Origin of the sequence: Natrinema limicola JCM 13563 (assembly GCF_000337475.1) — an archaeon.
Classification (GTDB): domain Archaea; phylum Halobacteriota; class Halobacteria; order Halobacteriales; family Natrialbaceae; genus Natrinema; species Natrinema limicola.
In genome coordinates, this window is record NZ_AOIT01000034.1 from 70,437 (window position 1) to 96,885 (window position 26,449).

Below are 26,449 nucleotides of genomic sequence, written 5' to 3' on the forward strand. Positions count from 1 at the left end.
GGTCGCGACTATCGACTCGCGGTAGCAACCACCTACCGGCCAGTCAGTGGACTCGAACGATTCGACGGTCTTTGAGCCGTCCGTGACTGTCCCACCGCTGGTAGATTCAGATTAACAAAACGAACGGGGCCGAACGATCAGGTACTAGTGATTCCCGTGGTTGCAACGAAAGAGCCGTCAGGGAGTTCCAGTGCAGACCCCACATCGGTAGCCGAGGATGCCGACGTGGATGCAACTGCTATCGATTCGGTACTGATCGTCTCCGAGCATCAGAACCCGTCGAAGATCGAGCGCCACTACGGCCCGCTGGCCGACGCCTCGAGCCAGACGACGATGGTCTGTCTCACCCCCTACGAACCGCTCGAGTCGATTACGTACAAACCCGTCCCGTCGCTCGGACACCGGCTCATCGGAATCGCGCTCATGTTCGTCGTCGCACTACTCGAGGGGATTCGCAACGACTACGACGCGATCGTCTCGATTTCGTTGTTCCCCTACGGGTGCTATGCGCTCGCGTTACGACCGATCGTGGGCGTGCCGGCGCATCTCGGCATCATCGGAGCGGACATCGACGTTCACGCGACGGCGTGGTACGGCCCGGTCGTCCGGATCGCGATCAGACGGTTCGATTCGGTGTCCGTTCCTGGCTCGGTTCACCGACAAGCGCTGCTCGGGTTCGGCGTTGCTGCGACTCGGATCTCGATTCTCTCGAACGCGATCGATACGGACCACTATGTTCCGCCTCCCGAACCGGTCGAGTCGACGTACGACTTCCTCTGGATCGGTCGATTCAGCGAGGAAAAGGATCCGGTGTTGTTCGTTGAGACACTCGACGAGCTCTCGGCGATGGGCGTCGAGTTTCGAGCGGTGATGCTTGGTGACGGGGCCAAATACGACGAGGTCGAGCGAGCGATCGACGCCCGTAATCTCGACGATTTGATCGATCGACCAGGCTGGGTCGACGATCCGCGTCAGTACTATTACGACGCAGACACGTTCGTCTTGACCTCGTCGCGAGACGCGCTCCCGCTGACGTTGATCGAAGCGATGGCAACTGGGAGGGCAAGTGTCGTTCCCAACGTCGGCTCCGTCCCCGATATTGCGACCCATAGCGAAACCGCGCTGGTCGTGGATGATCGGACACCGTCGGCGTTCGCCGATGCCCTTCGCGACCTCGCTACGAACGAGCAGTTGCGGACGCGACTCGGAACGAATGCCATCGCCGTTCGAGACGAGTTTTCGTACGCGAATGCACGGGACGACTGGCGACGGATTCTCCGGACACTGGCCGATACGTAGGGCGTTTTTGGCTGCCACGCTGCAGCCGCTGTCCCGCCCTGTTGTGTACTCGAGCAGATAGAGCCTAGTATCAATACGGGCTCCTGTCAGTCCCGTCCGGCGCGACTGCCGGACGGCTCGCAGGGGTGCCGCCAACTCGTGCCAGCAGACCGTATCAGACATAGCAACAGTCGCACTCGTTCGAACCGTAGGACGATAACCAGGTCGTCATTAGCTCTCGCATGCCATACTTACATGTATCCCAGATCCTTCAACTGAGCCTCGACGCTCGAGTCAATCTCCTGGTCAGTCGAGGACGCCGCACCGTCGGACTCGGTGCCGAACTGTTGGACGCGATCGGACAGTTTCTCGGCGTACGCATCGCAGCGATCGGGATCCGGCTGTGTCCGGCGGGTGTCAATCGGCCGATCATACAGGTATTCGTCGCCAGTGTCGTTTCGGACGTACTTGTGGTCCGCGTCGGCGGCGACTCGCCAGCGGGTGATGTCGTCGGGCGTGTTGCGGCCCGCGTGCGGGACGAAATCCTCCGCGATGGCAACGTCGGTGGTGTAACTCTCCGTCGGTGGATTGCCGTCTCGGATGACGTCGAACACTGAGGTGAGTTCGAACAGGTCGTCGACGGTCTCGCCGTCGCGCTGGCTGGGCCGTTTGATCCACAGCGGCACGTTGAGGTTGATATCACGGACATAATGGGGTGGTTGTTCCGTCCGCGGAAAGTCACCGAGCGTCTTCCCGTGATCGGAACAGACGACGACGAGCGTGTCATCGAACATGCCCTCGTGCTGTAACAGCCCGAGCAGTTCCGCGACCTTCTCGTCCTGGTAGCGCACGCTCGCGTCGTAGTACTCCATGACGCGTCGTCGCGTCTCCGGCGCGAGATCGGATTTTCCCATTACGTACGCGAGCAGCTTCGTGTTGAGAACGCGCGGCTCGATGGCCGACGGCGGCTCGAGATCGAGCACCTCGAACGCTCGTTTTGGCGGGAAGTATGGGCTGTGGGCCTCCATGAGGTTCAGGAAAGTAAACGTCGGTGCCGATGACTCGGCCTGCTGGGTTAGCCAGCGTTTTGCCCGACTGACGAGTCTGTCGGTGAAAAAGCGCCGCTTCAACAGGAATACCGGCTGGCGGGCCGCTTTGCCAAGCGCCGGGTGCAGCCGGGAGTAGAGCTCGTCGCGGGTCGTGTGGACGCCATCGGTTTCCGACTGCGAGATTTCGAGGTCCCACTCGACGAACTCGTCGAAGCCACGATCGAGGCCGGAGAGCTGACCAACCCACGGATTGTTCGAGAAACCGGCAGTGCGGTAGCCTGCATTCGAGAGGTGTTCGGCGAGCGTCGTCCGGGAGTTGGGGAGTCGGCTCATACCGTCGGAAAAGCCATTCGTCACCCCGTGTTCGGATGGGAACACGCCGGTGAACATCGACGTATGAGAGGGCAGCGTCCAGGGGGCCGGTGTGAACGCGTTCTCGTATCGTGTCGCGTACGTCGACAGCGCTGACAGCGTAGGGGCCGTCTCGCGGTCGTGGTCGTAGGCGGAGACGCGATCCTTGCGCAGCGAGTCGAGTACCAAGAACAATACGTCCGGTCTGTTCGACATACCGCTACCTACGTGAAGAGGGGCTTTGTTACAGACCTACTAACTCCCGTTCGAATGAACGAAGTTGCACACCGATTTTCGATTCGTCGGCTCTCGTCGCATCGACGTGGCAACAGCGTGCTCGAGTCGTTACTTAATGCTTGCGAGCGTCTGATAGGCTGACTTCGCAAGCGACATCTCGAGGCCTGCGGACTCGACGACGTAGTACTGGCGGAGATCGCTGTTGAACTTCGCCTTGTATTCACAGAGGCGCTCGGTGTTCGCACCGACGAGATCGTAGCCGGTCACTGACTCGAGTTGTGGATCGGTACAGATATCCTCGATTATTGTCCGGTGGAGGAGGCTGTTGACGCTGATCCCGTCGTACGAGGCGCTAACGCCACCCTGCCAGAAGTACGCGAGATCCGGGGAGTAGAGAGTGATGACGCCGCTTTTGTAGTCTCCGTCGGGCGTTCGCGCGACGTAAACGCGCCAGCAGTCGTCATCGAGCGATGAGAGGAGATTCTGGAGGAACGACCGCGACAGCGGAGCTGGATCGTCGTACTCCCGGTACTGGGCGACGACGTCCTCGTAGATCCGCATGGCCGCGTCGATCCCTTCCGTCTCGATCGAGAGGTCGATATCGTCTCGCTTGCGCATTTCCCGCCGCAAACTCTTGCTGAAGCGTTGTAACACGTTCTCGAGGGTCGTCTCCTCGAGATCGATGATGTATGTGAACCGAGGCGTCAGCGATAGGTCCTGCCACTCGTATGGCCGCGGATCTGTATACCCGATCGGACAGCTCATTCGGAACAGCGTTGTTCGCGTGTCGATGCCGACGGTCTCGATCACGGCCTCGGCCAACTGCTGGTTGATCCGCTCTTGCTTCCGGCGTTTCGGACTGTTTGGATCGATGACGGGCCCGAGTCGAGGAACGCTGAACGAGACTGGCGGAGAAAGAACCGTTCGACCGATCGACCGTTCGCTGACGAACACCGGGAGCAGTCCGACCGCTTGTTGGCCCTTGTACGCGCCGTATAGCTGTAACTCCGCGTCCGTGTGGTCGTCGAGGACGGCGAGCGCGTCCGGATCGTGAAATACTTCGTACCCATCGGCCGGCAGCGCCTCTCGCCAGGCCTCGAGTCCGATTCGGTTGACGTCCATACTCCCCTCGTGTTCCGACGACAGCCCTTGTTATTCTCTCAGTAACCGCCGATGAAAGTCATATACGGCTACTCTCGGGTCCGTATTCCCCGGAATAATCGAATCGTAGCGGTCCGTCGGTCTGTCATCTCAAATCGGCGGACTTCGCCCAGTGAACGTGGTACTCAGACACTGCCGCGTGATCCGTTGTCCTGTGCCGCGAGCAAAAACTCCGACAGCGCGTAGGCCATCCATCCCTGACACCACCGCATCAGCGTCACACGCTTCATGTGATGGCGATACTTCCGGTAGTAGAACCGCCCCTCTTCGCCTTCGACCTGCAGGTTCGCGAGCACCCACCGGAGGATTCGATCGGCCAACTCGAGGTTGCCCTCTCTGGTAAACACCAACATCCCCTGCGTACTGGCGTGGATGTCGCGGGGGTAGGCGTTTTTTTCGTCGAAGTTCGGTGCCCCGTCCAGTTCGAACAGCTCGGTCCGGTAGAACTCGAGGGCCGACGACAGCGTGTCGGCGTATCGATCCGTGTCGACGACGTCGCGGTAGCGCTGGAATGATTCGATGATGAACCCGTTGTGGTGGCTGTCCATCGAGAGGTGTGACGCCGAAGTCGGAACTCGATAGGGCCAGCCGCCCCGCTCGGTCTGGTGGGCCGCGACGTGATCGAGGATCTTCGTCGCGCGCTTGCGGAGTTCGTCGTCGTCGAAGTACGCATAGAGGTCGACGAGCATTCTCGCACCGAGTGCGGCGGAGTTGAGCGTGTAGGAGTCATCCGGGTGGTTCAGGTGGTAATCGATCTTGGCACCCTCGGGCACCTCCCGGTAGTTCAGCTCGTCGACCAGAAACGAGGTCGCGGTGCGTGCGATCTCTGCGTACTCCTCGTCGAGGTGGGCGGCTCGCAACAGGGCTTTCACCGCGTACGCGGTCGATACGATGTCGGGGTCGTTGGGGACCCCTTTCGTGTGGAAGTGCTGAATCTCGTGGCGATGACCCCCACAGAAGCCGCTGTACCCGGCACAGCGTTCCTCGACGAGCCAATCCGCGAGCCGTTTCGTTTCTGCGAGCGGATCGAAGTCGGGCTCACTCGCTGCGTCGCGCTCGGTGAGCAGCTCACGGTAGTTCAGATTCGCCATCAAAAAGAGGGCCCCTCCTTTGTAGTTTCGCCGGGGTTCGACACGGAGCAGCGGTCTGACGTCGACCGGGGCTCGTTTAACAGTCTCCTGGACGGCGATGTTGAGCCACCTGTTTTCGACCGGCAGTGCTTGCAGGAGAGCGCTGCTCATTCCATCGCCGTAATCCGGCCCAACATAGTCTCGCCGGCGAGCGTATTCGAGCGTCGACTCGAGCACGGACAGATAGCGGTCAGTCGGATGAACGGTCGCGTCCACGCTAGATCCCGCCGTCGACTCGCTGGCCTGCTCTGTCGGTAATGTGGAAGCGGTACTCGAACGCCGCTGGACATCGAGCCACGGAATCTCGTCGAACTGCATCTATCGTCGCTTGGACACGTATCTCCATTAGTATATGATAACTACCGAGACGTAGCGACGCGAGTGAAACGACCTGCGTAGCTGATACTGCCGGTTGGAAGTCAGTTCGGACACACCTGTGAGCCCCCGTACAGTCGTGTCGGTAACCAGTTACAACCGGTATTGTGAACTGTCCCTGTCGAACTGGTATGAGCGAGATAACAATTGTGGTTGATTATATCATTCTCCGTCACGGAACGGGTGGTTTCCAAGATGAGATATCTGTTCTTCACGAACACGCCAGCACACGTTCACCTGTACAAACACACCGTCCGGTCTCTGCGTGCGGACGGTCACGAGGTTCACGTCCTCGCTCGAGATTATACCTGCACGACCGATCTCCTCGAGTGGTACGATCTGCCCTACGAGGTCTACGGCTACTGTGGGACGTCGAAACAGTCGCTGCTGAGTCGCCTGCCGGCTCACTACGTCCGCGCGATCCGGCAGGCGAGACGGTTCGATCCGGATCTGATCTTCGGAATGGGCGGCTATGCGGCTCATACGGGTGCGATGGTCCGAACGCCGACGGTGTTGCTCATCGATTCCGAACCGGCGTCGTTCGACCACGCGATTTCGACGCCGTTCGCTCGCGCCATCCTCACGCCGAATACGTTCCAGAAGGACCTCGGGGAGAACCACTATGTGTTTTCGGGCCTGAAAGAATGCGCGTATCTCCATCCGGAGATCTACGAATCGAACCCCTCGATTCGTGACCGACTCGGCGTCGCCCCCGACGAACCGTACGTAATCCTCCGACTCAACGCGTTCGGCTCACAACACGACGTGGGTAAAGACGGAATCACCCACGAGCAGTGCCACCAGCTCATCGAGCGACTGAGCGACGACGCGACGATTCTCGTCTCCGACGAGGGCAAGGACGTGGATCTCGAGGACCTCCCGGCGCGGTCGTTCGACCTCCATCCTGCCCTCATCCACGACGCGCTCGCGGAGGCGACGCTGTTGATCGCCGATACGCAGACGATGGTCACCGAGGCGGCGCTGCTCGGGACGCCGGCGATTCGATCCAATTCGTTCGTCGGCGACTCTGATATGGGGAACTTCGTCGAACTCGAGAGCCAGGGGTTGATTCACAACGTGGCTCGCTTCGCCGAGATCGTCGATCTCTCGACGACGTTGCTTCGCGACGAGGGTATCGACGAGGAGTGGACGCGGCGACGAAACGACTTCCTCTCGGACAAGGCGAATCTCACGGAATTGCTCGTCGACGTCGCGACGGCACGTGGTCGTGTCGACGACCTCGACGCAGTCCGCCAGTTCAGCCGGGGGACGCCGCCCGAATCGAAGCCACCCGTTGGCGTCGGCAGCGATTGATATCACAGGCCACCTGTTGAGATACGGTCGTCGGCCGTCGCCCGCTTGATTCTCGAGAAAATCCCGCCGTTCACTGATACTGTCGGACAAGAGTTAAGACAAGGTCGTCGCGAATTCGTAGCTGTCATCGGTGGAGACGGCCACAGCAGAGCGACCCATCTTCGCGTCGTTCCGTCTGGCAGTATGAATCAGGATTTGCTCGTCGTTTCGCGGTACGACCATCTCACAACCTGTGCAGATAACAGGACAACAAGCAGTGCCAACGTGGTCACAGTGCGTGGCTCGTCGTCACGAGCGACGACGAATCTATATGGCGGTGCGATCAGTCACGGGCGCGCGTCGTCACCAGCCAGCCAAGGCCCAACACGGCGCCGGCAGCGAGCCCCACTCCGATCCCGATGAGGCCGATCGAACCCGCGCTGGCCGCATCCGGGTTCGGTGCGACGGCGAGTCTCGAGAGCGACGTCACGTCCGCTTCGAAGTGATATGTGCCGTCGGACTCGTCGCTGACCGTCGTTTCGACGGCAGTCCACTCGTCACCGCGTTGCTCATAGAGTGCAACCTCGTCCGCCTTGAGTCCGCGCTCCTCGAGGCGGTCTTTCGAGACGGTAAACGAGACCGCCGCCGACGCGTTATCGGTCCCTGACTGCTCCGCGACCGTCAGATACGAAAGTGGCTCGACGTCGGCGGGTGGTGTCTCGGAGAGTTCCGAGAAGCGGCTTTCGAACGTGAGCGACGCATCGCCGTCGATACCGGTCAGCTCGAGCCGTTCGAAGCGAACGCCGTCGTCCGTCCCTGCCGTCGGTTGCACGCCGACGGGGTCGTCCGGCGCGGCGTTCGTCACGGTTGCAGTGATCCCGTCGCTGGTCCGGTCGTACGTCACGGACGGCCCCTCACAGGTGCCGGTTCGGATCGTGACCGGCTCGTCGAGCGACGGAAGGGACGTCCGATCTGGGCTCTCGGCGCTGCCGGAGAGCACGTCCCACTCTTCGATCCCACCCTCCTCGGGAATTCCGGAGACGGGGAGGTCCGATCCGGCAAACGCCGCGTCCTCGTTAAATCGGGGGTGGACGGTCACGGCGAACTCGCCGTCGAGGCCGCCTCGCAGCGCCCCGCCGTCGGTGCGACCATCTCGATATGCCCAGGACGCTGACGCCCACCCGTCGCCGCGTTCGTACTCGTCCATTCGCGTCTCGCCCGTGTAGTTGTCGTCTTTCACCACCCACTCGCTCTCGTGGGGCAGCCCAGCGGCCTCGAGCGTGACGAGCGCCCCCTCCGACTCACCGCCGAGTCGATCGTGGACCATCCCGAGGCTCAGTCCGTTTGGCCCCTCATAGAGGAAGAGAGTGCTCGTGTCGTCGCGCTGAAGATGTGTCGTTCCGTACGAACTGTAGAGCCGCTCGACGTCGTCCGGGTGGGTTTCGTGGCTCCGATACTCGTAGAACGAGTCGATTGTCTCGTCGGACGATAGCGGTTCGATCGGTTGACAGAACTCTCCCTGTTCGACGACGTACGAGTCAGTCGGCGGTGCGCTCATCTGTGCCGATGACGAGACAGCAGTCGAGTGGGTGTGGCCGGCGGCACTTCCGATCCCGCCAATAATCAACATTCCGATCACAGCAATCGTTAGGTATCGTCCAGTCATGGGTTGGCTCTCTCGTGGGTGAAGTGGAACTCAGTGTCTGTCGCGTCTGTACGACTCGCTCGCTGGGGTCGGTCGTCTTCCTGGCTGGCACAGAGGGTGCGAGGCGGTCCGATCCACGCGCCGAGGTCGGATGCCCGCTCGATGAGCCACCGATACAAACGCCGGTAGCCGGGGAACTCGCGTTCATTAAAGTACCGCGGGTGCCAGAGGACCGTCATAACAGCGCCGTTCTCTGCGGCTTCCTGCAGGAGTCGCTCGCAGGTCTCGCGGGCGGCCTCGAAGTCAGACGCCGGATCCGGAAGCGCTTGCTCCATGATCGTCAGTGGAAAGACGAGAAAGTCGTCGTCGAAGGGGTGAATCGGGTGATACCCAGTGTGGAAGCCACAGTCCGTACTCGAGCCGAGCGTCGCGTCGTACGCGAGGCCGATCGCGCGGTGGTACTGCCACGTCTCCGGCACCGAGAGCCGCAGGTAGTGTTGGCGACCGCCGGTGACGGGGCCGCCCAGGACGTCCTCGAGCAGCGTCTTTTCTTCGCGGAGCCGCAGTAGATCTTCTGCGGAGTGATACGAGCCATGAAGGCCTACTTCCCACCCATTGTCATCTAAGTCGCGGATGACGTCGACGATCTCGGGTGCGGTCATGTCGTATCGGCCGAGGTGTTGGACCCAGTTATCCGGCGAAAGCCACTCGCGTAGCGGCAGCTCGCGCAGCAGGTGTTGCTCGTTCAGAAAGTAAAACGCCGAGCGAACACCCAAGTTATCCTCGAGGGCCATGATCTCCTCGAACTGCCAGTAGGGGTTGGCCGACGAGAGCGCTGTCCGCAGATGATACGCCGGCCGTTCTCGAGTCGCGTAGTAGAACGATCGAACCCCTTTGTACGGCCGATCGACGTCGTGTGTCAAACAGAGTGCGAACGTCGCATCGTCCGGCAGCGCGAAACGGTCTCGCGGCATGTCCTCGATGGTCTCGGCGGCCGGTGTGGGGAGTGCAGACGAGCGAGGTGGTGCGTCTGTCATCGTCGAGGCGGCGTTCGGCCGACGATCAGTTGTGTCGCGCATCTCAGTGAACGCTCCGCTCGAGTTGCTCGACGATGCGAGCGGCTGCGTTCCCGTTGCCGTACAGCTCCGGCTTGGCCGGCGGATCGACGGCAGTGCGAACCGCATCCACGATCCGGCTCGTCTCCGCGCCAACGAGGGTATTCCAGCCGGCGTCGACCGTTTCGACCCATTCGGTCGTCTCCCGGAGGGTGACACATGGCGTATCGAGGTAGAACGCCTCCTTTTGAACGCCGCCGGAGTCCGTCGCGACACAGACCGCGTCCTCGACGAGCGTGATGAACTGCCCGTAGGTAACGGGGTCGATAACGCGAGCCGCCTCGGTCGCTCGGTCCCAGAGTCCGTACTCCTGGAGTGCTGTCACCGTCCGCGGGTGCGCGGGGAAGACGACTGGGACGTGCAACTGCGAGAAGGCATCGATGATCGACTCGAGTCTGTCCCGATCGTCCGTGTTCTTCGCCCGGTGGACGGTTGCAAGCACGTATTCGTCGGGAACGTCGAGGCCGGTCTCGGTGCCGTGAAGCCGGTCGCTGATCTGTACCAGCGTATCGTACATGACGTCACCGGAGACGAACACGTTCTCCGAAATCCCCTCCTGTGCGAGGGTTTCCTTTGCGTGCTGGCCGGGTGCAAAGAGGATATCCGAACAGTGATCAGTCAGGCGGCGGTTGACCTCTTCGGGCATCGACCAGTCGTACGAGCGCAAGCCAGCTTCGACGTGTGCGAGCTGGGTCGACGATTTCGCCGCGACGAGGGCGGCTGCGAGCGTCGAATTGGTGTCCCCGTAGACGAGGACGACGTCGGGCGATTCGTCGTCGACGATCCGTTCTAGCTCGAGCATCATTTCGGCGGTCTGCGTGGCGTGGGAGTCGGAGCCGACGCCGAGGTGGAACGCCGGCTCGGGCAACGCGAGTTCCTCGAAGAACACCTCGGAGAGTTCCGGATCGTAGTGTTGGCCGGTGTGAACGAGGAGTTCGTCGTGAGCACCGCGAAGCTGCTGTGAGACGGCGGCTGCCTTGACGAACTGCGGCCGCGCACCGACGACCGACAGAACGTTCATCAAGCGATCACCTCGTCCGGGGGTGTACCTGCGAGCTGGATCATAGGCTGAGTGAACTGTATCTCGAGTGACACAGACACAGTGTTAGTAAATAATCGCGTAACCGAGTTTCAGCTCGGACTGTCACTGTGGCAGCTCGAGACGGCTGACGGGCGAAGTGGGGCGAACCGGGATCGGTTACGGTGTTCTGAAAATCGGATCAACGTGGCGTTTCGCCGACTCGCGGTGCGTCCTCGATCGGGACGGCTCGCGAGTCGTTGTCGCGTCGTCATGATCGAACTGGACGGTCGCGACTGTCTCGGAGTGGGCTGACTCGTGGGCTGACTCAGCTGATTCCTGGCGGTCGCGCGCGGAGAACACGCCGGAGCCGAGGAGGGCGAGGACGCCGAGCGCGACGCTTGTGATCCCGAACAGGGCTTTGTAGACATTCATTGGTATCACGGTCGGTGTCACACGCTCGAGCGCGCCACCAGTAGTCGATCCTCGTCGTCCGCGGTCGACTGGGGGTGGCGTCTCAGCATGTATAGGAAACCCTGTCTTCACAACGATGCTTAATTATACAATAACTTATATTCGACAAGCATTACTTGAGCGGCCGTAGCAACGTCCTACACTCCGTCGCAGCCGTCTGCGCCGTCGCGTAGCCCGCTCGGTGGGAGTCCAGCAGACGGGCTGTCGGCTCGAAAACGGCCACCAGCGGCTCAGCGGTACTGTGACGGGTGTCCGCTCGCCGTCTCGAGGGATTGAGCGAGAAAAGCCGCCGTCCACGGTGGACGAACCGTCACTCCATATAGCCGAGCCCTTTCAGCCGGTCCTCGACATCGTCGAAGTCCTCGTCGACGTCGCCACCGGCATCGACCTGGGCGACTGCTGCGCGCTCGACTTTCGTCGTCGCAGGGGACGTCTCCGCGGCAAATGCGTCGAACAACACTCTGCCGTCGGCGTTTTTCGGCACCGGTTCGCCGATCCCGTGGAGCAGGGTCGGTGCGATATCGACCACGCGTGCCCCGCGAAGCGTCGCGCCGGCGTCGATCGACGGCCCACGACACAACACGATCCCCTCACTGCGGTGGCTCGCATCGTAGACCCCGGTGTCGCCGAGGACCTCGTCGGAGACCGTACTGCGTGACTCGTAGGTTTCTCTCCCACAGACGACCAGGTCGGGGGCATCCTCGTCGGTCGGGAACAGCTCGTCGCCGTCGAAGACCTCGAGCAACGGCGTGCCCTCGGCGTCGGTCGCTGACTCCAGGGCAGCTTTAATATCTTCTTTCACCCGTGGGACTTCGCTCGGCGAGACGATGCCGCCCTCGAAGCGGTCGCTGTCGTTGATATAGCAGTTCCCGGTGTCGTGGACGAACGCGACGGTGCGGTCGAAGTCGACGTCGTAGAGGGCGTGATCGCCGGGGATCTGTGCGGCCACCGAGTCGACCAGCTGCCGGGGCAGCGACTCGACGAGCGTCTTTTCGGTGATCCCGACGCGACTGAGCGCGCTGGTGATCGCGTCCCGGGAGATCCCGAGGCTCGCGAGTGCGCCGCGGGTCCCGTCGTCTTCGCGGCGAAACAGATAGCCCGCGTCCTCGAGAATGCGGTTGACGTAGACGAGCTGATCAATCGGACCGAAACCGTGATCGGAGACGACGTAGAGGTCGGCGTCGTGGTCGTCGGTGTACGCCATGACTTCGCCGAGGATTTCGTCGAGTTGCTTGTAGTGTTCTAACAGCCGGTCCATGTCCCAGATGAGGTGCTGGAACCGGTCGGGGGCGGTGTAGACGAAGAAAAACAGCTGCCAGTCGTCGCCGGCCCGCTCCATCTGAAGACGCATCAGGTCGCGGCGTTTCGCGAGCATGTCGTCGACGGCGACTTCGAAGTCGTCTAACCGATCGCCGTATTTGTGGTAGTCGAGGCTGATCTCGTAGTCCGGAATTCGGGATTCGATCTCGTCTTGCAGATCCGATGGCCGCGTGAACTCCCGATCCGTCGAGGGGGTCATCATGCCCGTGACCATGGTGCCGTCGATCTCGCGGGCCGGATACGTCATCGGGACGTTCCCGACGTGGGACGGCCCGAGCAGATCCCACAGCGCCGGCTGTGCGAGATCGTGGCTCGTGTACATCTCGTGGCTGTATTCCGACGAGAGGTTTTGAAAGCCGTAGATGCCGTGTTTGTCCGGCCAGACCCCCGTTGCGATCGACGGCCACGCGAGTGGCGTCGTCGGCGGACGAGTGCTCTCGAGCGTGCCCGATGCGCCCTCCTCGCGCATCCGGGCGACGTTCGGGAGTTTACCCTCGTCGCTCCATTGCTCGATGAGTCTCCACGGCACGCCGTCGAGTCCGAGCACGAACGCTCGCTCGGAGGGGGCTGTAGATCCGCTCATGATTACAGTATGAGACGTCGAAGACGCCTGCTGTCCTGTGGGTTGACCGAGATCCGCTTTGTTATGGAGATGATTCAGCACTCCGAGCGACTGACGTGTCTCTGTTCTCGGCACTCTGGGTGACTGACGTGTCCCTGTTCGGTAGCATTACTACCCACTTCACGGGCTGCTCGAGTCGGTGTGTGTATGGTATCTGCATGCACCGTGTATGGGTCGCCGGCCGGCTGGCAAAAGACGGGCATAACAAAGCCTCCTACTGGAGACGGACCCGGATATGGCACCGGTTCAAATCGGGTGGTTGCTGTGGGAAGCGTAGTGCTCTCTCTCGATGCAGAACTCGGCTGGGGCTTTCACGATCTCCCGAATCCGCCAGCGAAGCGGGTTGCTGCCGGCCGTCGAGGCTGGTCAGCCATGGTCGACTTGCTCGAGGAGTATCGGATTCCGGCAACGTGGGCAATCGTCGGCCATCTCATGCTCGAGTCCTGCGATGGGCGACACGCCGATCATCCAGCCCCCGACGGCTGGTTCGAGCGGGAACGAACCGACTGGCAGGATCGAGAAGAGATCCGCTTTGGCCCCGATCTCGTCCGGGACGTCCTCGAGTCGGACGTCGACCACGAGTTCGCCAGCCACTCCTTCTCACATGTCCTCTTTGGACGCCCCGAGACGGATCGGGAACTCGCGGTTGCCGAACTCGAGCGCAGCCTCGAGATCGCGTCCGACTGGAATCAGTCGGTCGACTCGTTCATCTATCCGCGCAACGAGGTGGGGCATCGAGACGTGCTCGCTGAACAGGGGATACAGGCCTATCGAAGCCGGTCACCGACCCGGTACGGTATCCGGTGTATCTTCGACCTGACGGTGCTTAACAAATCGTTGCTCGTGACGCCGACGATCGATGAATACGGGCTCGTTGACATTCCTGCCTCGCTGTTTCTCTTCGGATTCGAGGGCTCTGCACGGACGGTTGCCGAATCGGTCTGGGACGATCCGATGGTGGCGCTCGCTCGCTACGGCATCGACCAGGCGACCGAACGTGACGGAATCTTCCACATGTGGCTCCATCCCAACAACCTGACACACGAGCGTGATGACCGTCGCATGCGGGCGATCCTGTCCTATCTCGCACAGCGTCGTGCCGAGACCGACCTCACCGTCGAGACGATGGCCGATGTCGCCAACCGCGTGACCGGCGGGATCACTGCTGAAGCCGACGCCCGACCGACGGTGACCCGGAGCTGACGCGGGTCGTTCGTTCTCAGACGATCGGATTGCGGCCCGTACAGACTCAACCGCGAGGTGCGTCTGATCGACCGCGAACACGTGTTGTCTGGCACTTTCGGTGAATGATCCCACTACACGAGTGCCACAAGCAGATACGACGACGATAACAAAGCCCGCTGCCGCCCCGTGTGCGAGCAGATGGCACCAACGCTTCTGAATCGATTGACGGACTCGAGCGCACTGTCGCTTGGCATCCTCGGCGTCGGGAACATCGGGCTGGTACACCTGAAATCGGCAGCTGCAATGCCGGGCGTCGAGGTCGTCGCGGCCGCCGACGCCGTCGCCGAGAACCGCGATCGAGCCGAACGCGCTGGCGTTTCGCGCACGTACGATGACTACACGACGCTGCTGGCCTCGGAGGAACTGGACGCGGCAGTCGTCGCTCTTCCGCCGTTTCTCCACGCCGATGCCGTCGAACAGGCCGCCGATACCGGCGTCGACGTCTTCGTCGAGAAACCGCTGGCACGCTCGACCGAGGAAGCCGACGACATGCTCGCGACCGCCCGCGAGGCTGGAATCGCCGTCGGCGTCGATCACACGCTGCGCTACCAGCCGGATATGGCCGGTGTCAAAACCGCCTACGACGAGGGTCGGGTCGGCCACGTTCCCTACGCCTCGATCACCCGGCTCAACGACGGCCCGCTCGGCCGACCGCCGGCAGAGCACGCACCGCCGTCGTGGCCGCTCGACCGGGAGGCAGCCGGCGGCGGCTCCTTACTCGAGCTCGGTGTCCACTGTTTCGACGTTCTCGAGTGGCTGTTCGGCGAGCTCGAAGTTCGAGATGCGTCGATGGGACGAACGCTCGAGGTCGACGTCGAGGACGCCGCGACCGTCCTCATGGATGCGCCGGAAACGGGAACGACGGTCACGCTGCACTGTGGCTCCTACCAGTGGGAGCAGTTGCCGGAGGTCAATACCCGGCTGCGCCTCGAGGGCATCACCGGCACGATCAGCAATCAGGATCACCTGCCCGAGAACTTCTACGCCAGTGCAGCCAAATCCGCCCTGTCGAACGTTGCGAGCCGATTCACGCGCGACGAGCCGGACGTCTTCGGGCCGACGTTCTACCTGCAAGCACACTATGACGCGCTGGCGGACTTCTGTAATGCGATTCGCAATGACGAGGAGCCCCCCGTCGACGGGGCCGACGGCCGGCGGACGCTCGCACTCGCCGAGCAAGCCTACGAACTGGCCGCACAGAAGCGCGACGCCGACGCTGACGCGCTCGAGACGCCGGAGGTGACCCTATGAGCGCGGCCTCGGTTCGTGCGGTCGCCGTCGACGCGGCCCGCCGCGGCGGCTGGATTCCTGACATTGATGCCCGGCTGACTCACCTCGAGTCGCCCGTACGAGACGTTCTTGCCCCCTCGCTCGAGGCACTCGCCGACGCCGATCGGATCACGCTCGTCCCCGACGCCCATTACCCGTTTCACCCTTCCTCGGGGATGGTCACTGACCCGGCCGTGATCGGCTCGATAGTGGCCCATCTCGAGCGCGAGACGGACGCGGAGATCGTCGTTGCGGGCGCGAGCGACGAGCGGATCTCGTTCGACCGGACGGCGGACTATCTCGGCTACACGAGTCTGCTCGAGCGATTCGACGCGACGGTTGTCGATCTAGCGGACGAACCACGACTCGACGAGGTCTGCTCGGTTGATGGGACACCGGTCGCGCTCTCGGTTCCCGAGCGACTCGTCGAGAGTACCGTCGTGGTCGTCCCGTCGCTTCGACCGACTGCAGCAGGGCCGGTCGCCGGTGCGATGCGAACGCTCGCCGCGTCGATCGACTGCGACGCGAAGCCGGCTCGCGTTCCCGTCGCAACGAGACCCATCGTCGACCCTGCGGTCGCCATCGTCGACGCGACGACCGCATACGGTGGCGAGCCGGTCGCGGCGAACGTCCTGTTTGCGGGCACGCCGTCGGCCGTCGACGCCGTTGCGAGCTCCTTGCTCGGGCGCTCGCTCGAGGCCGACGACGCGCTGAAGACGGTCCGCGAGGACGAGGAGCCGGTGTCAGTCGAAGGTGATGTCGACTTCGATCGGCTTCGGGCCACGATCCCGGACGGCGAGCTGCCGCCACCGGATTCGCCACATCCAGCCGTCTCGACTGCCTACCGCGTCTATGCTGCGGTCGCCGGCGACGCTGTCCCGCCACAGCTCGAGGGTGGTCGATGACCGCGATGACCGACGCCCGGACTGCGGCCGATGCTCGAACTGCAGCAGTTACGGGCGCGACCGGCTTTCTCGGCTCGCGGCTCTGTGATCGCTTGCTCGCCGAGGGCTGGGCGGTCCGCGGACTCAGTCGACCGACCTCGGATCGGGATGGACTCGGGGGGGTCGAGTGGCACGTCGGCGACCTCGCTGACGACGAGACGTTACGTTCGCTCGTCGACGGGGCCGACGTCGTCTTTCACCTCGCAGGAATCGGGCTCTGGAGTGCCGGTCCCGAGACCGTTTGGGCGGTCAACCGCGATGGCACTGAGCGGGTGCTCGCGGCCTGTCGCGACGGCGACGTTGGGCGGGTCGTCTTTACCAGCACCGCCGGGACGCGCCGGCCCCAAGGTGACGGCGACTTCGCCGACGAGACGGACGTGGCCGAGCCGATCGGGGCCTATCAGGACTCGAAGGCCGCAGCCGAGGAACTGGTCGACCGCTACGCACGGGCGAATGGAGACGCCGTCACGGTCCATCCGACGTCGATCTTCGGCCCGGACGATCGAGAATTCACGGCCCAACTGCTCGCGATGGGCGTCGAGCCCACGATGCCGGCTCACCTCCCAGGCGGTCTGAGTATCGTTGGCGTCGGGGATGTCGTCGACGGACTCCTGGCGGCCGCCGAACACGGCACCAGCGGCGAGCACTACATCCTCGGCGGCGAGAACCTCACCTTCGAGCAGGCAGTCGACAGAATCGCTGACGCGGCCGACGGCTCACCAGCACGGATTCGCGTGCCCGCAACGGCTATCCGCGCCGCCGGTCCCGTTGCCGAACTCGTCGATATCGTCGCCGACCGCCGTGTGTTCCCCTTCGATCGCGAGATGGCCGACCTCGCGACCCAGCGGCTGTTTTACACCTCGAGAAAGGCACACGACGAATTGGGATACGAGTATCGGCCGCTCGAAGCCCACGTGCCTGACGCGATGGAGTGGTATCGGGCGGACGTGCGGTAGCTGTTGAATCCTTCGTTGGTCACACTGTTGTCCCGGTTCGATGGATGTCCGGAGAACTATCGAGCAGTGCCGCGAAGTCGCTCGGGGACAACTGTCCGCTCAACGAGTACCGCGACTGCGAAACCGATGATACTGCCGAGTACGGCTACGTCAAGGAAGAAGAGAACCCGACCAACAATGAGTCCAACCCCGAGAACGAGCGGGACACAGAACAGGGCGACCCCAGCCGCAACGTAACTGAGGCGTTCACGCCGTTCGTCGGGAATTCGATCACGGATCGCCCATGTGATCGGGCCAAAAACGATTGCAGTCCCGATGGCGAATCCCGTAACCCAGCCCAACGAACGCGGCTCGTACTCGAGGACGCGCGCGGTCGTGACAAGCGCGATGACGCCCAGTGAGACAACTAGTACCCGTTGACGCCATTGTCGTGAATTTCGGAGGGCCACATCTCGATGTCGTTATCCCCCGCCAAATAATTTCAGCACGGTGATCGTTTCGTGATGGTCCGGCGGCAGTCGTGCAGTTCACGTACACTCTAGGCCGACTCGAGACTCACTCGAGCCAGGCCTCTCCCTGCACGCGCCGTATCCCGCTTTCGGCCCCGGTCTCGACTGCCTGTCCCGTGGCCGCCTCGTAGACCGCGAGCATTCGATCCGCCGTCCGGTCGATGCTCACCTCGCGGGCGGCTTCGCGACCGTTTGAGCGCTCGCCGCGCTCGAGAACGTCGATGAGCCCACGAACCAACTCCTCGTCGCTCGAGGCCACGTGGGAAGGCTCGACGCCGGCGAGTCGCTCTTGGACATCGCCGACATCGGTGGCGACGACGGGGCAGTTACAGGCCAGCGCCTCTTTCACTGAGTTAGGCGACCCCTCGCTATCGGAGGTCAACAGCAACGCGTCGGCAGCGTTCATATAGTCCGCGACGGCGTCGTGGGCGACGCCGTGGACGGTTCGGAGCCGCACCGGTCGCTCGAGGAGGTTATCGACGACCGTCACGATGCGCTCGGCTCGCGGGTGATTTTTCACCTCGCGAGCTGGCGGGTAGGGAAAGAGGACGTCGGCGGCGTCGCTGTCGTCCCAGCCGACCCGGCGTTTGGCCTGCGCCTGCGGTTCGGGCCGAAATCGCTCGAGGTCGACGCCGTCGGGGATCACCCGGCAGTCGACACCGATCGCGTCGTCCATTTCCTCGGACATGACGACGACCTCGTCGCAAAACCGCGCGGACAGTCGGCTGATCGGGGCCACGGGGCCGTGGATGTCTGACCCCCACAGCGAGAGGACGACGGGTATCCGAAGTTGGGCGAGCGCCAGCGGCCCTGTCAGCCCGTAGTGGGCGTGGATCAGATCGTAGCCGGTTCTCGCCTCTTGGATCACCCGCGGGACGGTCCGGAGGTAATCCATCGGACTCCGGTCGATGTCGGCAGCGACTTCGCCGGCCACCGACAGCGTCGAAAACGAGACGCCTCGCTCCTCGAGTGCGGCCTGCTGTTGGGTCATAAACGGCGCGTCCGCGTACGTGGTGAGGGTGAGGACGTCCATATCGAGTGTCGGGCGAAACGGCCCGACTGCGTTTTGTTATCCAGGGTACAGAGACCCTGACGCGCCGGTCAAGCCGCGAATACGCGCGGGTCCCGATGGGCGGCACAATCGGCGTTGACGGTTTTTCTCACGTACACCGACCCGTTGGATTCGCCGACGAGTGCGCTCGAGTGTCCCATCCTGTAGCGATCCGATTACAAAGAGTCGAGGACAGGTACTCGAGCGCGATGCGGATCCTCGTCTTTGCGAACACGCCCGCCCACGTTCACCTGTATCGACACGCCGTCGACCGCCTCGAGCGAGCGGGCCACGACGTGCTCGTCCTCACCAGAGAGTACGCCTGTACGACCGACCTACTCGAGTACTTCGAGCTGCCCTACCGGGTGTACGGGGACCACCGAACGGAGGGCTACTCGAAGCTCGGATTCGCCCGCGAAGTTGGCGGGCAGTTCCTGACGATCGGTATCGACGCGCTCCGGTTCGATCCCGATGTCGTCTTCGGCCGGGGGCCCTACGCGGCCTACGCCGGCACGCTCTCACGGACGCCGATCGTGCTCGTCCTCGACGACGAACCAGGTGATTTCAACCACACCGTCTCGCGGCCCTTTGCCGACTGTATCCTCTCACCGCAGGTGACGCGTCGCGATCTCGGCGATGCTCACTATACCTTCGACGGCTTCAAGGAGTGTGCCTATCTCCACCCCGATATCTTCGAGCCCACCACCGACGTCCGGACGTATCTCGACGTCGATGCAGACGAGCCGTACGTGCTGGTCCGGTTCAACGCCCTCGATGCGCTGCACGACGCCGATCTCGAGGGGTTCCGACCCGACCAGCGACGCGACCTGATCGAACGGCTGAGCGAGGTCGCGACGGTCTTCGTCTCCGACGAAGGCGACGAGTTAGACCTCCGAGCGTTGCCGGCACGGCCCTACGATCTCCATCCCGCATTGATCCACGACGCGATGGCCGAGGCCGAGTTGCTGGTCGCCGATACCGGGACGATGGCCACCGAAGCCGCGCTGCTTGGCACGCCCGCGTTCCGCTATCGCGGGACCGACGACCACGAGTACGGCGAGTTCCGAGAACTCGAGCGCGCCGGCCTCGTCGAACAGTTCGATACCTACGAGACGGTTCGGGATCGCTCGCTCGAGGTACTCGCCGACGACGATATCGCCGAGCAGTGGGAGCAACGCCGCCGGGAGTACGTCGGCGACCTCGTGAACCTGACCGACCTCCTCGTCGACGTCGCCGAGTCTCGCGGCACCGTCGAGCGCCTCGACCGATCGACCAAGCAAGTGCTCCGGCCCCGGTCACGGACGATCTGACGTCGCTTGCGGGCTGTGATATTGGGCAGTTGAACTGATCTGCGACCCTGACAATGAGCGACCTGTCACGAAAAACTTATATCGGTCTCCAGAAAAGAGCCGACTAGTTCCGTTCTATGAGTCTCTCTACACTGCTCAGTGACCTGTTTTCCGGCTCGGATACTGGAACCGAGCTGCCAGACGCCAACGCGGACAGCGGTGAGGGTATCAGTTCGGTTACGGTGGTTCGTGAGTGCCGACACTGTGGGACGAACGTCTCGGCCGGAACCGCCCAGTGTCCGACCTGCGATAGCGACGAGATCGTTACTTACTCCATCGAGTAAGCCGGCGCTCGAGCATCGTCGGCGCTTGCGTCCGCATGCTCGTCACACGGCACCTCGAGATCCTCGTTTGCCTCGGCGTCGAGGCGGATGGCGCTCCCAAGCGAGACGAGCCCAAGCAGGGTGGCGACGAACGACGAAAGCCCACCCGCAAACGCATCGTCACCGCGTCCTGCTCGGACGATCGACCCGCCAAGGCCAGCCAGTCCGCCGGCCAGCCCCAGCGAACCGACGGCGTAGTAGACGACGGCCGGATTGAACGAACGGACGATATACCGGGTCTTCAACCGCCAGTAGAAGCTCCGAAGTAACAGCAAAGAGACGAACCGGATGAACGGGCCGTACGTGATACTGCTGTCCTCGTCGCCGTAGATCGCCGACATGGGGACGTCCGCGACGCGACACCCCGCGACGTTTAAATGCGTCAGCAGGTGATTGAGGAAGCCGTACTGGTCGGTGATTTCGTCGAGCTCGAGTCGGTCGATCGCCTCGCTCGAGATGGCGGTGTAGCCGTTCTGTGGGTCGCCGAGCGACCAGTAGCCCGTGGCGAACTTCGAGAGCCCGGTGAGCATGGCGTTACCGACGAATCGGAACGTCGACATCCCATCACGGTCGTCGGCGCGGAGCAGCCGATTTCCCTTGGCGTAGTCGGCCTCGCCGGCCACGACCGGGTCGATGATCCGATCGAGGATCGTGGGGTCCATCTGCCCGTCGCCGTTCATCACCGCGACGACGTCGATATCGTCTGCGGCGGCACGACGGTAGCCGGTTTTGACCGCACCGCCGTAGCCCCGATTTTCCGCGTGGCGAATCGGCACGACCCGTCGCTCATCGCCACCGTCGGCCGCCGTAAGCGCCTGGTCGGCCGACTCGCTCTCGGCGTTGATCCGCGTTGCGACCCGCTGAATCACTTGCCAGCTGTCGTCCGGCGACGCATCGTCGACGGCGTAGATCCGATCGACGAAGTCAGGGATCGTCTCGATGACGCGACCGACGAACGCCGCCTCGTCGTAGGCCGTGACCACGACGGCGATCCGTTTTCCCTTATACATCGTTGCCTCCGTCGGTTGTCGCGCTCCTCGGCCCGGCCCCGTCCCGGCCGGCGCTGTCGCGGTCACGCGAGCCACCCGGCGGCCGACCGTCGCTCGAGCCCGCCAGATCGTACTCCCGGTGTGGCGTCTCCGAGAGGTCGACCGCGTCCCGTCCGTCGACGACGACCATCGGCTCGAGGACGGCCCAGTCGATTCGCTCGAACGCCGCGTGGGGCGTGACGAGCACGGCGGCGTCGAACGCCTCGTCAGACAGCTCGTCGATCGCCACCGGCCGTGCGCCGTAGTCAGCTGGATCGACGAGGGGGTCGACGCCGGCGACCTCGGCCCCGCGCTCGGACAGCGCGTCGATGACGCCAAGCGCCGGGGAAGCGCGCGTTTCCTCGACGCCGGGACGGTACGTAACGCCGAGGACGACGACCGACGCGTCCGCGAGGTTGGTGTCGGTTTCTGTGAGTTCTCGCTCGAGTCGATCGACGACGACCGCGGGCATCTCGTCGTTAACCCGACGAGCCGTCTCGGTGACGGCCATCGGCTCGTCGGTCCGGCCGAGCAGGAAGTGTGGATAGTACGGAATGCAGTGGCCGCCGACGCCGGGGCCAGGATCGTGGAGCTGGCACATCGGCAGGTCGTTAGCCGTGTCGATCGCTTCCCGAACCGAAATCTCGAGTTCGTCCGCAAGCCGGCCCAGTTCGTTGGCCAGCCCGATGTTCACGTCTCGATAGACTCCTTCGAACACCTTGACGGCCTCCGCCGTCGTCGCGTCCGAGACGGGGTGGACCTCGTTGTCCGAGAGTTCGTCGTAGACGAGTGCGGCTGCGCGTGTACTCTCCGGGTCGATCCCGCCGACGACCTTGGGATACTGGCCGCGGATGTCGCGCAAGGCGGTGCCCGAGGACGTTCGCTCGGGACAAAAAGCGAGCCCGAACGCGTCGGGTGCGAGGCCACTTTCGCTCGCGAGATGGGGCTCGAGGACGTCACGACAGGTTCCCGGCGGCAGGGTCGACTCGGCGATCACTAAATCACCGGGTGCGAGCCCGGCTGCGATGTCGTCGACGACTGATTCGACAGTCGTGAGATCGGGATCGTTCTCGTCGTCTAAGAGCGTCGGGACGATGATGACGTGAATCCGAGCCGAATCGGCTGCCGCCGCCCCATCCGTCGTTGCCGCGAGTCGCCCGGCACCGACCTGGTCGGCGACGAGATCCTCGAGTCCGGGCTCGCCGACGACGTGGCTCTCGCCGTCGGCGATCGTCTTGATGACAGTCGGATCGATGTCGACGCCGGTTACGTTCCCCGTCGTCTCGGCGTAGACTGCCGCCAGTGGCAGCCCCATTTTGCCGAGCCCGTAGACGGCGACCGGCACCTCGCCGCCTGTCAGCCGCTCACGCTGTCGGTCGGGTTCAAGCCGCGAGCCGTAGAGTCCGCTCGTCGCTTCGGAGCCAGCGCCAGCGCTCGTGTCAGTCGAGCGCTCTGCCATCAGACTTCCACCTCCGGTCCCCGTGACGACTCGTCATCCGCGTCGTCACTCGGCCCCATCGCGAGCCGATCGATCAGCTGGACTGTTTTGAGCGCCTCGATACCATCCTCAGCCGTTACCTCGGGGTCTGAGCCGGTTCTGGCTGCGTCGACGAACGACTCGAGTTCGTTGCGGAGCGGCTCGCCGGTGTCGACGCGAGGTCGTTCGACGACGCTCTCGTGGCGATATCGGGACTGGCCGTCGTCAGCGAGGTATTCGGGATAGGAATCGCGGTGGATCAGCACCGACTGCTCGAGGTAGTCGACCTCGACGAGACACTCGCGAGCGGTCACAGTGAGCCGGCGTACTTTCTTCTGGGTGACGCGACTCGCCGTCACCGTCGCGACGACGTCGTCGTACTCGATCGTCGCGGTGGCGTACTGGCCGTCGTCGGTGCCCATCGCGGCGACGGAGTGGGGTCGCTCGTCGAGGATCGCACCGACGACGTCGACGTCGTGGACCATCAGGTCGTAGATGACGTTGCCCGGTGCCACGCGATCGACCGGTGGACCGAGCCGTTCGGCTGCGACGCTGATCACGTCGAGGTCGTCGATCAACTCCGCGACCGTCTGTACTGCCGGATTGAATCGCTCGATGTGGCCGACCTGTAAGACCAGCCCTGCATCGTGTGCCTGCTCGGCCAGTTCCCTGCCCTGTTGGACGGTTTCGGCGATCGGTTTCTCGACCAAGACGTGAACGCCGGCCTCGAGACAGGTCGAGACTGTTTCGTAGTGGGCGTGGGTCGGGACGGCGACCGTCGCGACGTCACAGCGCTCGAGAAGGGTCTCGAGCGAGACTGCCTCGGTGTCGTACGCGGCGGCGACGCGGTCGGCGACGTCGTCGTCATGATCAGTGATGCCAACGAGGTCGACGCTGGGCAGTTCGGCGTAGACTCGCGCGTGGTTTTCGCCCATCGAGCCGACGCCGACGACGCCGGCCCGAAGCTGTTCGTCGACCGTCGCGTCAGCTACTTGTTCCGTGCTCATTGGGTCGTGAAGTGATCTCGCACTGCTTCGATGACGGTTCGCCTGTCGCCGGCCGAGAGTCCCTGGTGGACGGGCAGTGACAGCACCTCGTCGGCCGCCCGTTCGGCCGCCGGGAGCTGTGCTGCAGCCGTGCTGACCGTCTCGTAGGCTGGCTGGCGGTGGATCGGCGTCTCGTAGTAGATTCCGGTTCCGACGTCTCGTTCCGCGAGCGTCGCGGCGAGTGCGTCTCGGTCGTCCGTCCGCACCGTATACTGGTGATAGACGTGTCGCCGATCGGTCGGTACCGTCGGCGTCTCAAGCGGGAGGTCGGCGAGTTCTTCGTCGTAGACAGCGGCGTTCTCGCGGCGCGCGCGGTTGAATTGGGGTAGTCGCTCGAGTTGCACGCGTCCGATCGCCGCCGCGATACTGGTCATCCGGAAGTTGTGCCCGAGGGCGACGTGGTCGTAGCCGCCGGTCCCGCTGACGTCCCGGCCGTGATTGACGAAGCTCGCGGCGCGGTCGGCGACGTCGTCGCGGTCAGTGACGACCATCCCGCCCTCGCCGGTAGTCATGTTCTTGGTCGGGTAAAACGAGAAACAGGCCGCATCACCGCAGGTGCCGACGCGGTCCCCGTCGACTTTGGCTCCGTGGGCCTGGCAGGCGTCCTCGACGACGAACAGGTCGTGCTCGTCGGCGATCGTACACAGGGCGGACATGTCGGCGGGCAGCCCGTAGAGATGAACCGGCAAGAGCCCGACGACGTCGTCCCGGTCTGTGAGAATCCGTCGGACGTCAGCCGGGTCCAGGGTGTACGTCTCGGGATCGATGTCGGCGAAGACCGGCGTCCCCCCGGCCAGCCGAATCGCGTTCGCACTCGCGACGAACGAAAACGGTGACGTGATCACCGCGTCGCCATCGTCGAGGCCGACCGCCTCGAGTGCGGCGTGTAACGCGGTCGTCCCGTTCGACGTTGCGACTCCTTTCTCGGTCCCACAGTAGGTCGCGAATTCTTCCTCGAAGGCCCTGACTTCGGGGCCGTCGGCGAGTCGGCCGTCCTCGAGGATGGCCGTGACGCGCTCGCGAGCGTCGGCGCTGAGTTGGGGATCGGCGATCGGGACGGGTGTCGCGCCTCCGCGGGAGTCGTCATCATATCCCGATTCGGTGCCCGTGCCGGTGTCGATACCACCATCGGTCTCGGGGTTCGTCTCGGTGTCCGTCATGCGAGCTGGTTTGCTCCATCGAGGGGGTCCGGAAGCGGTTGGACGGTCGCCGGCGTGCCAACAGCTAACGTGTCGGCCGGGACATCGTCGGTGACGACCGCACCGGCCGCGACGAACGCGTTCTCGCCGATCGTCACACCTGGCAACAGCGTCGCGTTCGCACCGATCGACGCGCCGTCTTCGATCGTCGGGCCCTCAAGTCCGTTCTCGGTCCGGATGGGATACTCGTCGTTCGTCAACACTGCTCCCGGGCCGACGAAGACGTTACTGCCGATCGTCGTCTGGGTCGGGACGTAGACGTTCGTCTGCAGGCTGACGTGCGAGCCGATCTCGGTCTGGCCGTCGATAACGGTCTTGGTGCCGACGAGGACATCGTCGCCGATCGTCGTCCCCTCACGGACTAAGACGTCGTGTCCGGTCACGAACCCGTCGCCGATCGTCACGTCACTGTAGACGATCGAGCCCGCTCTGATCGTCGCGCCGTCACCGATCCGGGCCGGTTCGTCGAACTCGCCGTAGCCGACCGTCGCGTCGTCGTCGATTGTACAGCCATCACCGGCGACGACGTCTCGTACGGTCTCGCTCATGGACGGCCACCTCCAGCGCCGTGGCTACCCCAGTGCTCGATCGAGCGACTGTGATGTGTAATCGTGACACGCGTGTAAGCCGCTCCGTGACGTCGTGAGTGATCGTATATTCGTTGCATAGTCAATCGATACCCGCGTGGGTGATCGTGCAGAAACAGCCGGTAACGAGGCTTTGTTATCCCCGGCTTGCAGGGGGTGTAGCCACGAACTACGGCAGCACCAGAGCGGTTCCTCGCGCAAGCGGCGTGAGTCGGCCGTTTGCGGCCACGGACGAACGGATGGGTCCCGTTCTCATCTGGAAACGTTGGATTGGGCGTCTGTCACGGCCGCTAACTGGTACAAAACCCTTTCGCGACGGTAGTCGAGTGATAGTAAAGTGTCACAGTCTGGCACTCGGCGGTGTGAGGTATCCGAGCACATCCGACTGCCGGAATCGG

At 63.3% G+C, this 26,449-nt stretch carries 23 protein-coding genes; 9 read left to right on the forward strand and 14 right to left on the reverse strand.

The window, feature by feature from the left end; genetic code table 11:
• The first annotated feature begins 225 nt into the window (after window positions 1-225).
• The gene (locus C476_RS08540; RefSeq protein ID WP_008011926.1) at window positions 226-1,299 is read left to right on the forward strand and encodes a glycosyltransferase family 4 protein; all 1,074 of its coding nucleotides are present in this window, start codon (window positions 226-228) and stop codon (window positions 1,297-1,299) included.
• Between the two features lie 230 nt (window positions 1,300-1,529).
• On the opposite strand, the gene C476_RS08545 is transcribed toward C476_RS08540, so the two are convergent.
• From C476_RS08545 to C476_RS08555, 3 genes are all read right to left on the reverse strand, one after another.
• Complete coding sequence (locus C476_RS08545; RefSeq protein ID WP_049911677.1) at window positions 1,530-2,894, reverse strand: sulfatase; 1,365 nt, start codon at window positions 2,892-2,894, stop codon at window positions 1,530-1,532.
• 129 nt (window positions 2,895-3,023) lie between these two features.
• Complete coding sequence (locus tag C476_RS08550) at window positions 3,024-4,037, reverse strand: GNAT family N-acetyltransferase (RefSeq protein ID WP_008011930.1); 1,014 nt, start codon at window positions 4,035-4,037, stop codon at window positions 3,024-3,026.
• 164 nt (window positions 4,038-4,201) lie between these two features.
• The gene (locus C476_RS08555; protein ID WP_008011932.1) at window positions 4,202-5,524 is read right to left on the reverse strand and encodes a prenyltransferase/squalene oxidase repeat-containing protein; all 1,323 of its coding nucleotides are present in this window, start codon (window positions 5,522-5,524) and stop codon (window positions 4,202-4,204) included.
• A gap of 252 nt (window positions 5,525-5,776) precedes the next feature.
• Here C476_RS08555 and C476_RS08560 point away from each other — a divergent pair, with 252 nt between their 5' ends.
• A complete protein-coding gene (locus tag C476_RS08560; RefSeq protein ID WP_008011934.1) occupies window positions 5,777-6,895 on the forward strand; it encodes a DUF354 domain-containing protein in 1,119 nt (372 codons plus the stop codon).
• Window positions 6,896-7,217: 322 nt separating this feature from the next.
• Here the strand turns inward: C476_RS08560 and C476_RS08565 are convergent, their stop codons facing one another.
• The 5 genes from C476_RS08565 to C476_RS08585 all read right to left on the reverse strand — a co-directional run bounded on the left by C476_RS08565 (window position 7,218) and on the right by C476_RS08585 (window position 13,029).
• On the reverse strand, window positions 7,218-8,540 hold the full coding sequence (locus C476_RS08565) for a PGF-pre-PGF domain-containing protein (protein WP_049911678.1): 1,323 nt from the start codon (window positions 8,538-8,540) through the stop codon (window positions 7,218-7,220).
• Window positions 8,537-9,493 (reverse strand): polysaccharide deacetylase family protein, encoded by a 957-nt coding sequence (locus C476_RS08570; RefSeq protein ID WP_241430481.1) that lies wholly within the window; start codon window positions 9,491-9,493, stop codon window positions 8,537-8,539. Before C476_RS08570 ends, C476_RS08565 begins: the two co-directional genes overlap by 4 nt.
• A 106-nt stretch (window positions 9,494-9,599) precedes the next feature.
• On the reverse strand, window positions 9,600-10,655 hold the full coding sequence (gene wecB, locus C476_RS08575; RefSeq protein ID WP_008011939.1) for a non-hydrolyzing UDP-N-acetylglucosamine 2-epimerase: 1,056 nt from the start codon (window positions 10,653-10,655) through the stop codon (window positions 9,600-9,602).
• A gap of 177 nt (window positions 10,656-10,832) precedes the next feature.
• A complete protein-coding gene (locus C476_RS08580) occupies window positions 10,833-11,087 on the reverse strand; it encodes a hypothetical protein (protein WP_008011941.1) in 255 nt (84 codons plus the stop codon).
• Window positions 11,088-11,436: 349 nt separating this feature from the next.
• Window positions 11,437-13,029: an alkaline phosphatase family protein gene (locus tag C476_RS08585; RefSeq protein ID WP_008011943.1), complete on the reverse strand. Its 1,593-nt coding sequence runs from the start codon at window positions 13,027-13,029 to the stop codon at window positions 11,437-11,439.
• Between the two features lie 303 nt (window positions 13,030-13,332).
• On the opposite strand from C476_RS08585, the gene C476_RS08590 reads away from it, so the two are divergent.
• The 5 genes from C476_RS08590 (at window position 13,333) to C476_RS08610 (ending at window position 17,883) form a co-directional block, all read left to right on the forward strand.
• Window positions 13,333-14,271: a polysaccharide deacetylase family protein gene (locus tag C476_RS08590; RefSeq protein WP_049911679.1), complete on the forward strand. Its 939-nt coding sequence runs from the start codon at window positions 13,333-13,335 to the stop codon at window positions 14,269-14,271.
• Between the two features lie 180 nt (window positions 14,272-14,451).
• Window positions 14,452-15,564, forward strand: a complete 1,113-nt coding sequence (locus C476_RS08595) for a Gfo/Idh/MocA family protein (RefSeq protein ID WP_008011948.1) — start codon at window positions 14,452-14,454, stop codon at window positions 15,562-15,564.
• Complete coding sequence (locus C476_RS08600) at window positions 15,561-16,487, forward strand: DUF362 domain-containing protein (RefSeq protein WP_008011949.1); 927 nt, start codon at window positions 15,561-15,563, stop codon at window positions 16,485-16,487. The genes C476_RS08595 and C476_RS08600 overlap by 4 nt, the downstream gene beginning before the upstream one ends.
• Window positions 16,484-17,482 (forward strand): NAD-dependent epimerase/dehydratase family protein, encoded by a 999-nt coding sequence (locus C476_RS08605; protein WP_008011951.1) that lies wholly within the window; start codon window positions 16,484-16,486, stop codon window positions 17,480-17,482. The genes C476_RS08600 and C476_RS08605 overlap by 4 nt, the downstream gene beginning before the upstream one ends.
• 44 nt (window positions 17,483-17,526) lie before the next feature.
• Window positions 17,527-17,883 carry a hypothetical protein gene (locus C476_RS08610; protein ID WP_049911680.1) on the forward strand — a complete coding sequence of 119 codons (357 nt, stop codon included), beginning with the start codon at window positions 17,527-17,529 and terminating at the stop codon, window positions 17,881-17,883.
• 154 nt (window positions 17,884-18,037) lie between these two features.
• On the opposite strand, the gene C476_RS08615 is transcribed toward C476_RS08610, so the two are convergent.
• Window positions 18,038-19,024: a glycosyltransferase gene (locus tag C476_RS08615; RefSeq protein WP_008011956.1), complete on the reverse strand. Its 987-nt coding sequence runs from the start codon at window positions 19,022-19,024 to the stop codon at window positions 18,038-18,040.
• Window positions 19,025-19,251: 227 nt separating this feature from the next.
• On the opposite strand from C476_RS08615, the gene C476_RS08620 reads away from it, so the two are divergent.
• Both C476_RS08620 and C476_RS08625 read left to right on the forward strand, forming a co-directional pair.
• Window positions 19,252-20,352, forward strand: coding sequence for a DUF354 domain-containing protein (locus C476_RS08620; RefSeq protein WP_008011957.1), 1,101 nt, complete (start codon window positions 19,252-19,254; stop codon window positions 20,350-20,352).
• A gap of 116 nt (window positions 20,353-20,468) precedes the next feature.
• Entirely contained in the window at window positions 20,469-20,675 is a 207-nt protein-coding gene (locus tag C476_RS08625; RefSeq protein ID WP_008011959.1) for a hypothetical protein, read from the forward strand.
• Here the strand turns inward: C476_RS08625 and C476_RS08630 are convergent.
• The 5 genes from C476_RS08630 to C476_RS08650 are packed head-to-tail and all read right to left on the reverse strand — an operon-like array spanning window position 20,660 to window position 26,012.
• Window positions 20,660-21,724: a glycosyltransferase family 2 protein gene (locus C476_RS08630; RefSeq protein ID WP_008011962.1), complete on the reverse strand. Its 1,065-nt coding sequence runs from the start codon at window positions 21,722-21,724 to the stop codon at window positions 20,660-20,662. The genes C476_RS08625 and C476_RS08630 overlap by 16 nt on opposite strands.
• Entirely contained in the window at window positions 21,717-23,201 is a 1,485-nt protein-coding gene (locus tag C476_RS08635) for a nucleotide sugar dehydrogenase (protein WP_008011964.1), read from the reverse strand. Before C476_RS08635 ends, C476_RS08630 begins: the two co-directional genes overlap by 8 nt.
• Window positions 23,201-24,226 (reverse strand): Gfo/Idh/MocA family protein, encoded by a 1,026-nt coding sequence (locus C476_RS08640; RefSeq protein WP_008011965.1) that lies wholly within the window; start codon window positions 24,224-24,226, stop codon window positions 23,201-23,203. The genes C476_RS08635 and C476_RS08640 overlap by 1 nt, the downstream gene beginning before the upstream one ends.
• A complete protein-coding gene (locus C476_RS08645; RefSeq protein WP_008011967.1) occupies window positions 24,223-25,425 on the reverse strand; it encodes a DegT/DnrJ/EryC1/StrS family aminotransferase in 1,203 nt (400 codons plus the stop codon). The genes C476_RS08640 and C476_RS08645 overlap by 4 nt, the downstream gene beginning before the upstream one ends.
• The gene (locus tag C476_RS08650; RefSeq protein ID WP_008011970.1) at window positions 25,422-26,012 is read right to left on the reverse strand and encodes an acyltransferase; all 591 of its coding nucleotides are present in this window, start codon (window positions 26,010-26,012) and stop codon (window positions 25,422-25,424) included. Before C476_RS08650 ends, C476_RS08645 begins: the two co-directional genes overlap by 4 nt.
• Between the last annotated feature and the right edge of the window lie 437 nt (window positions 26,013-26,449).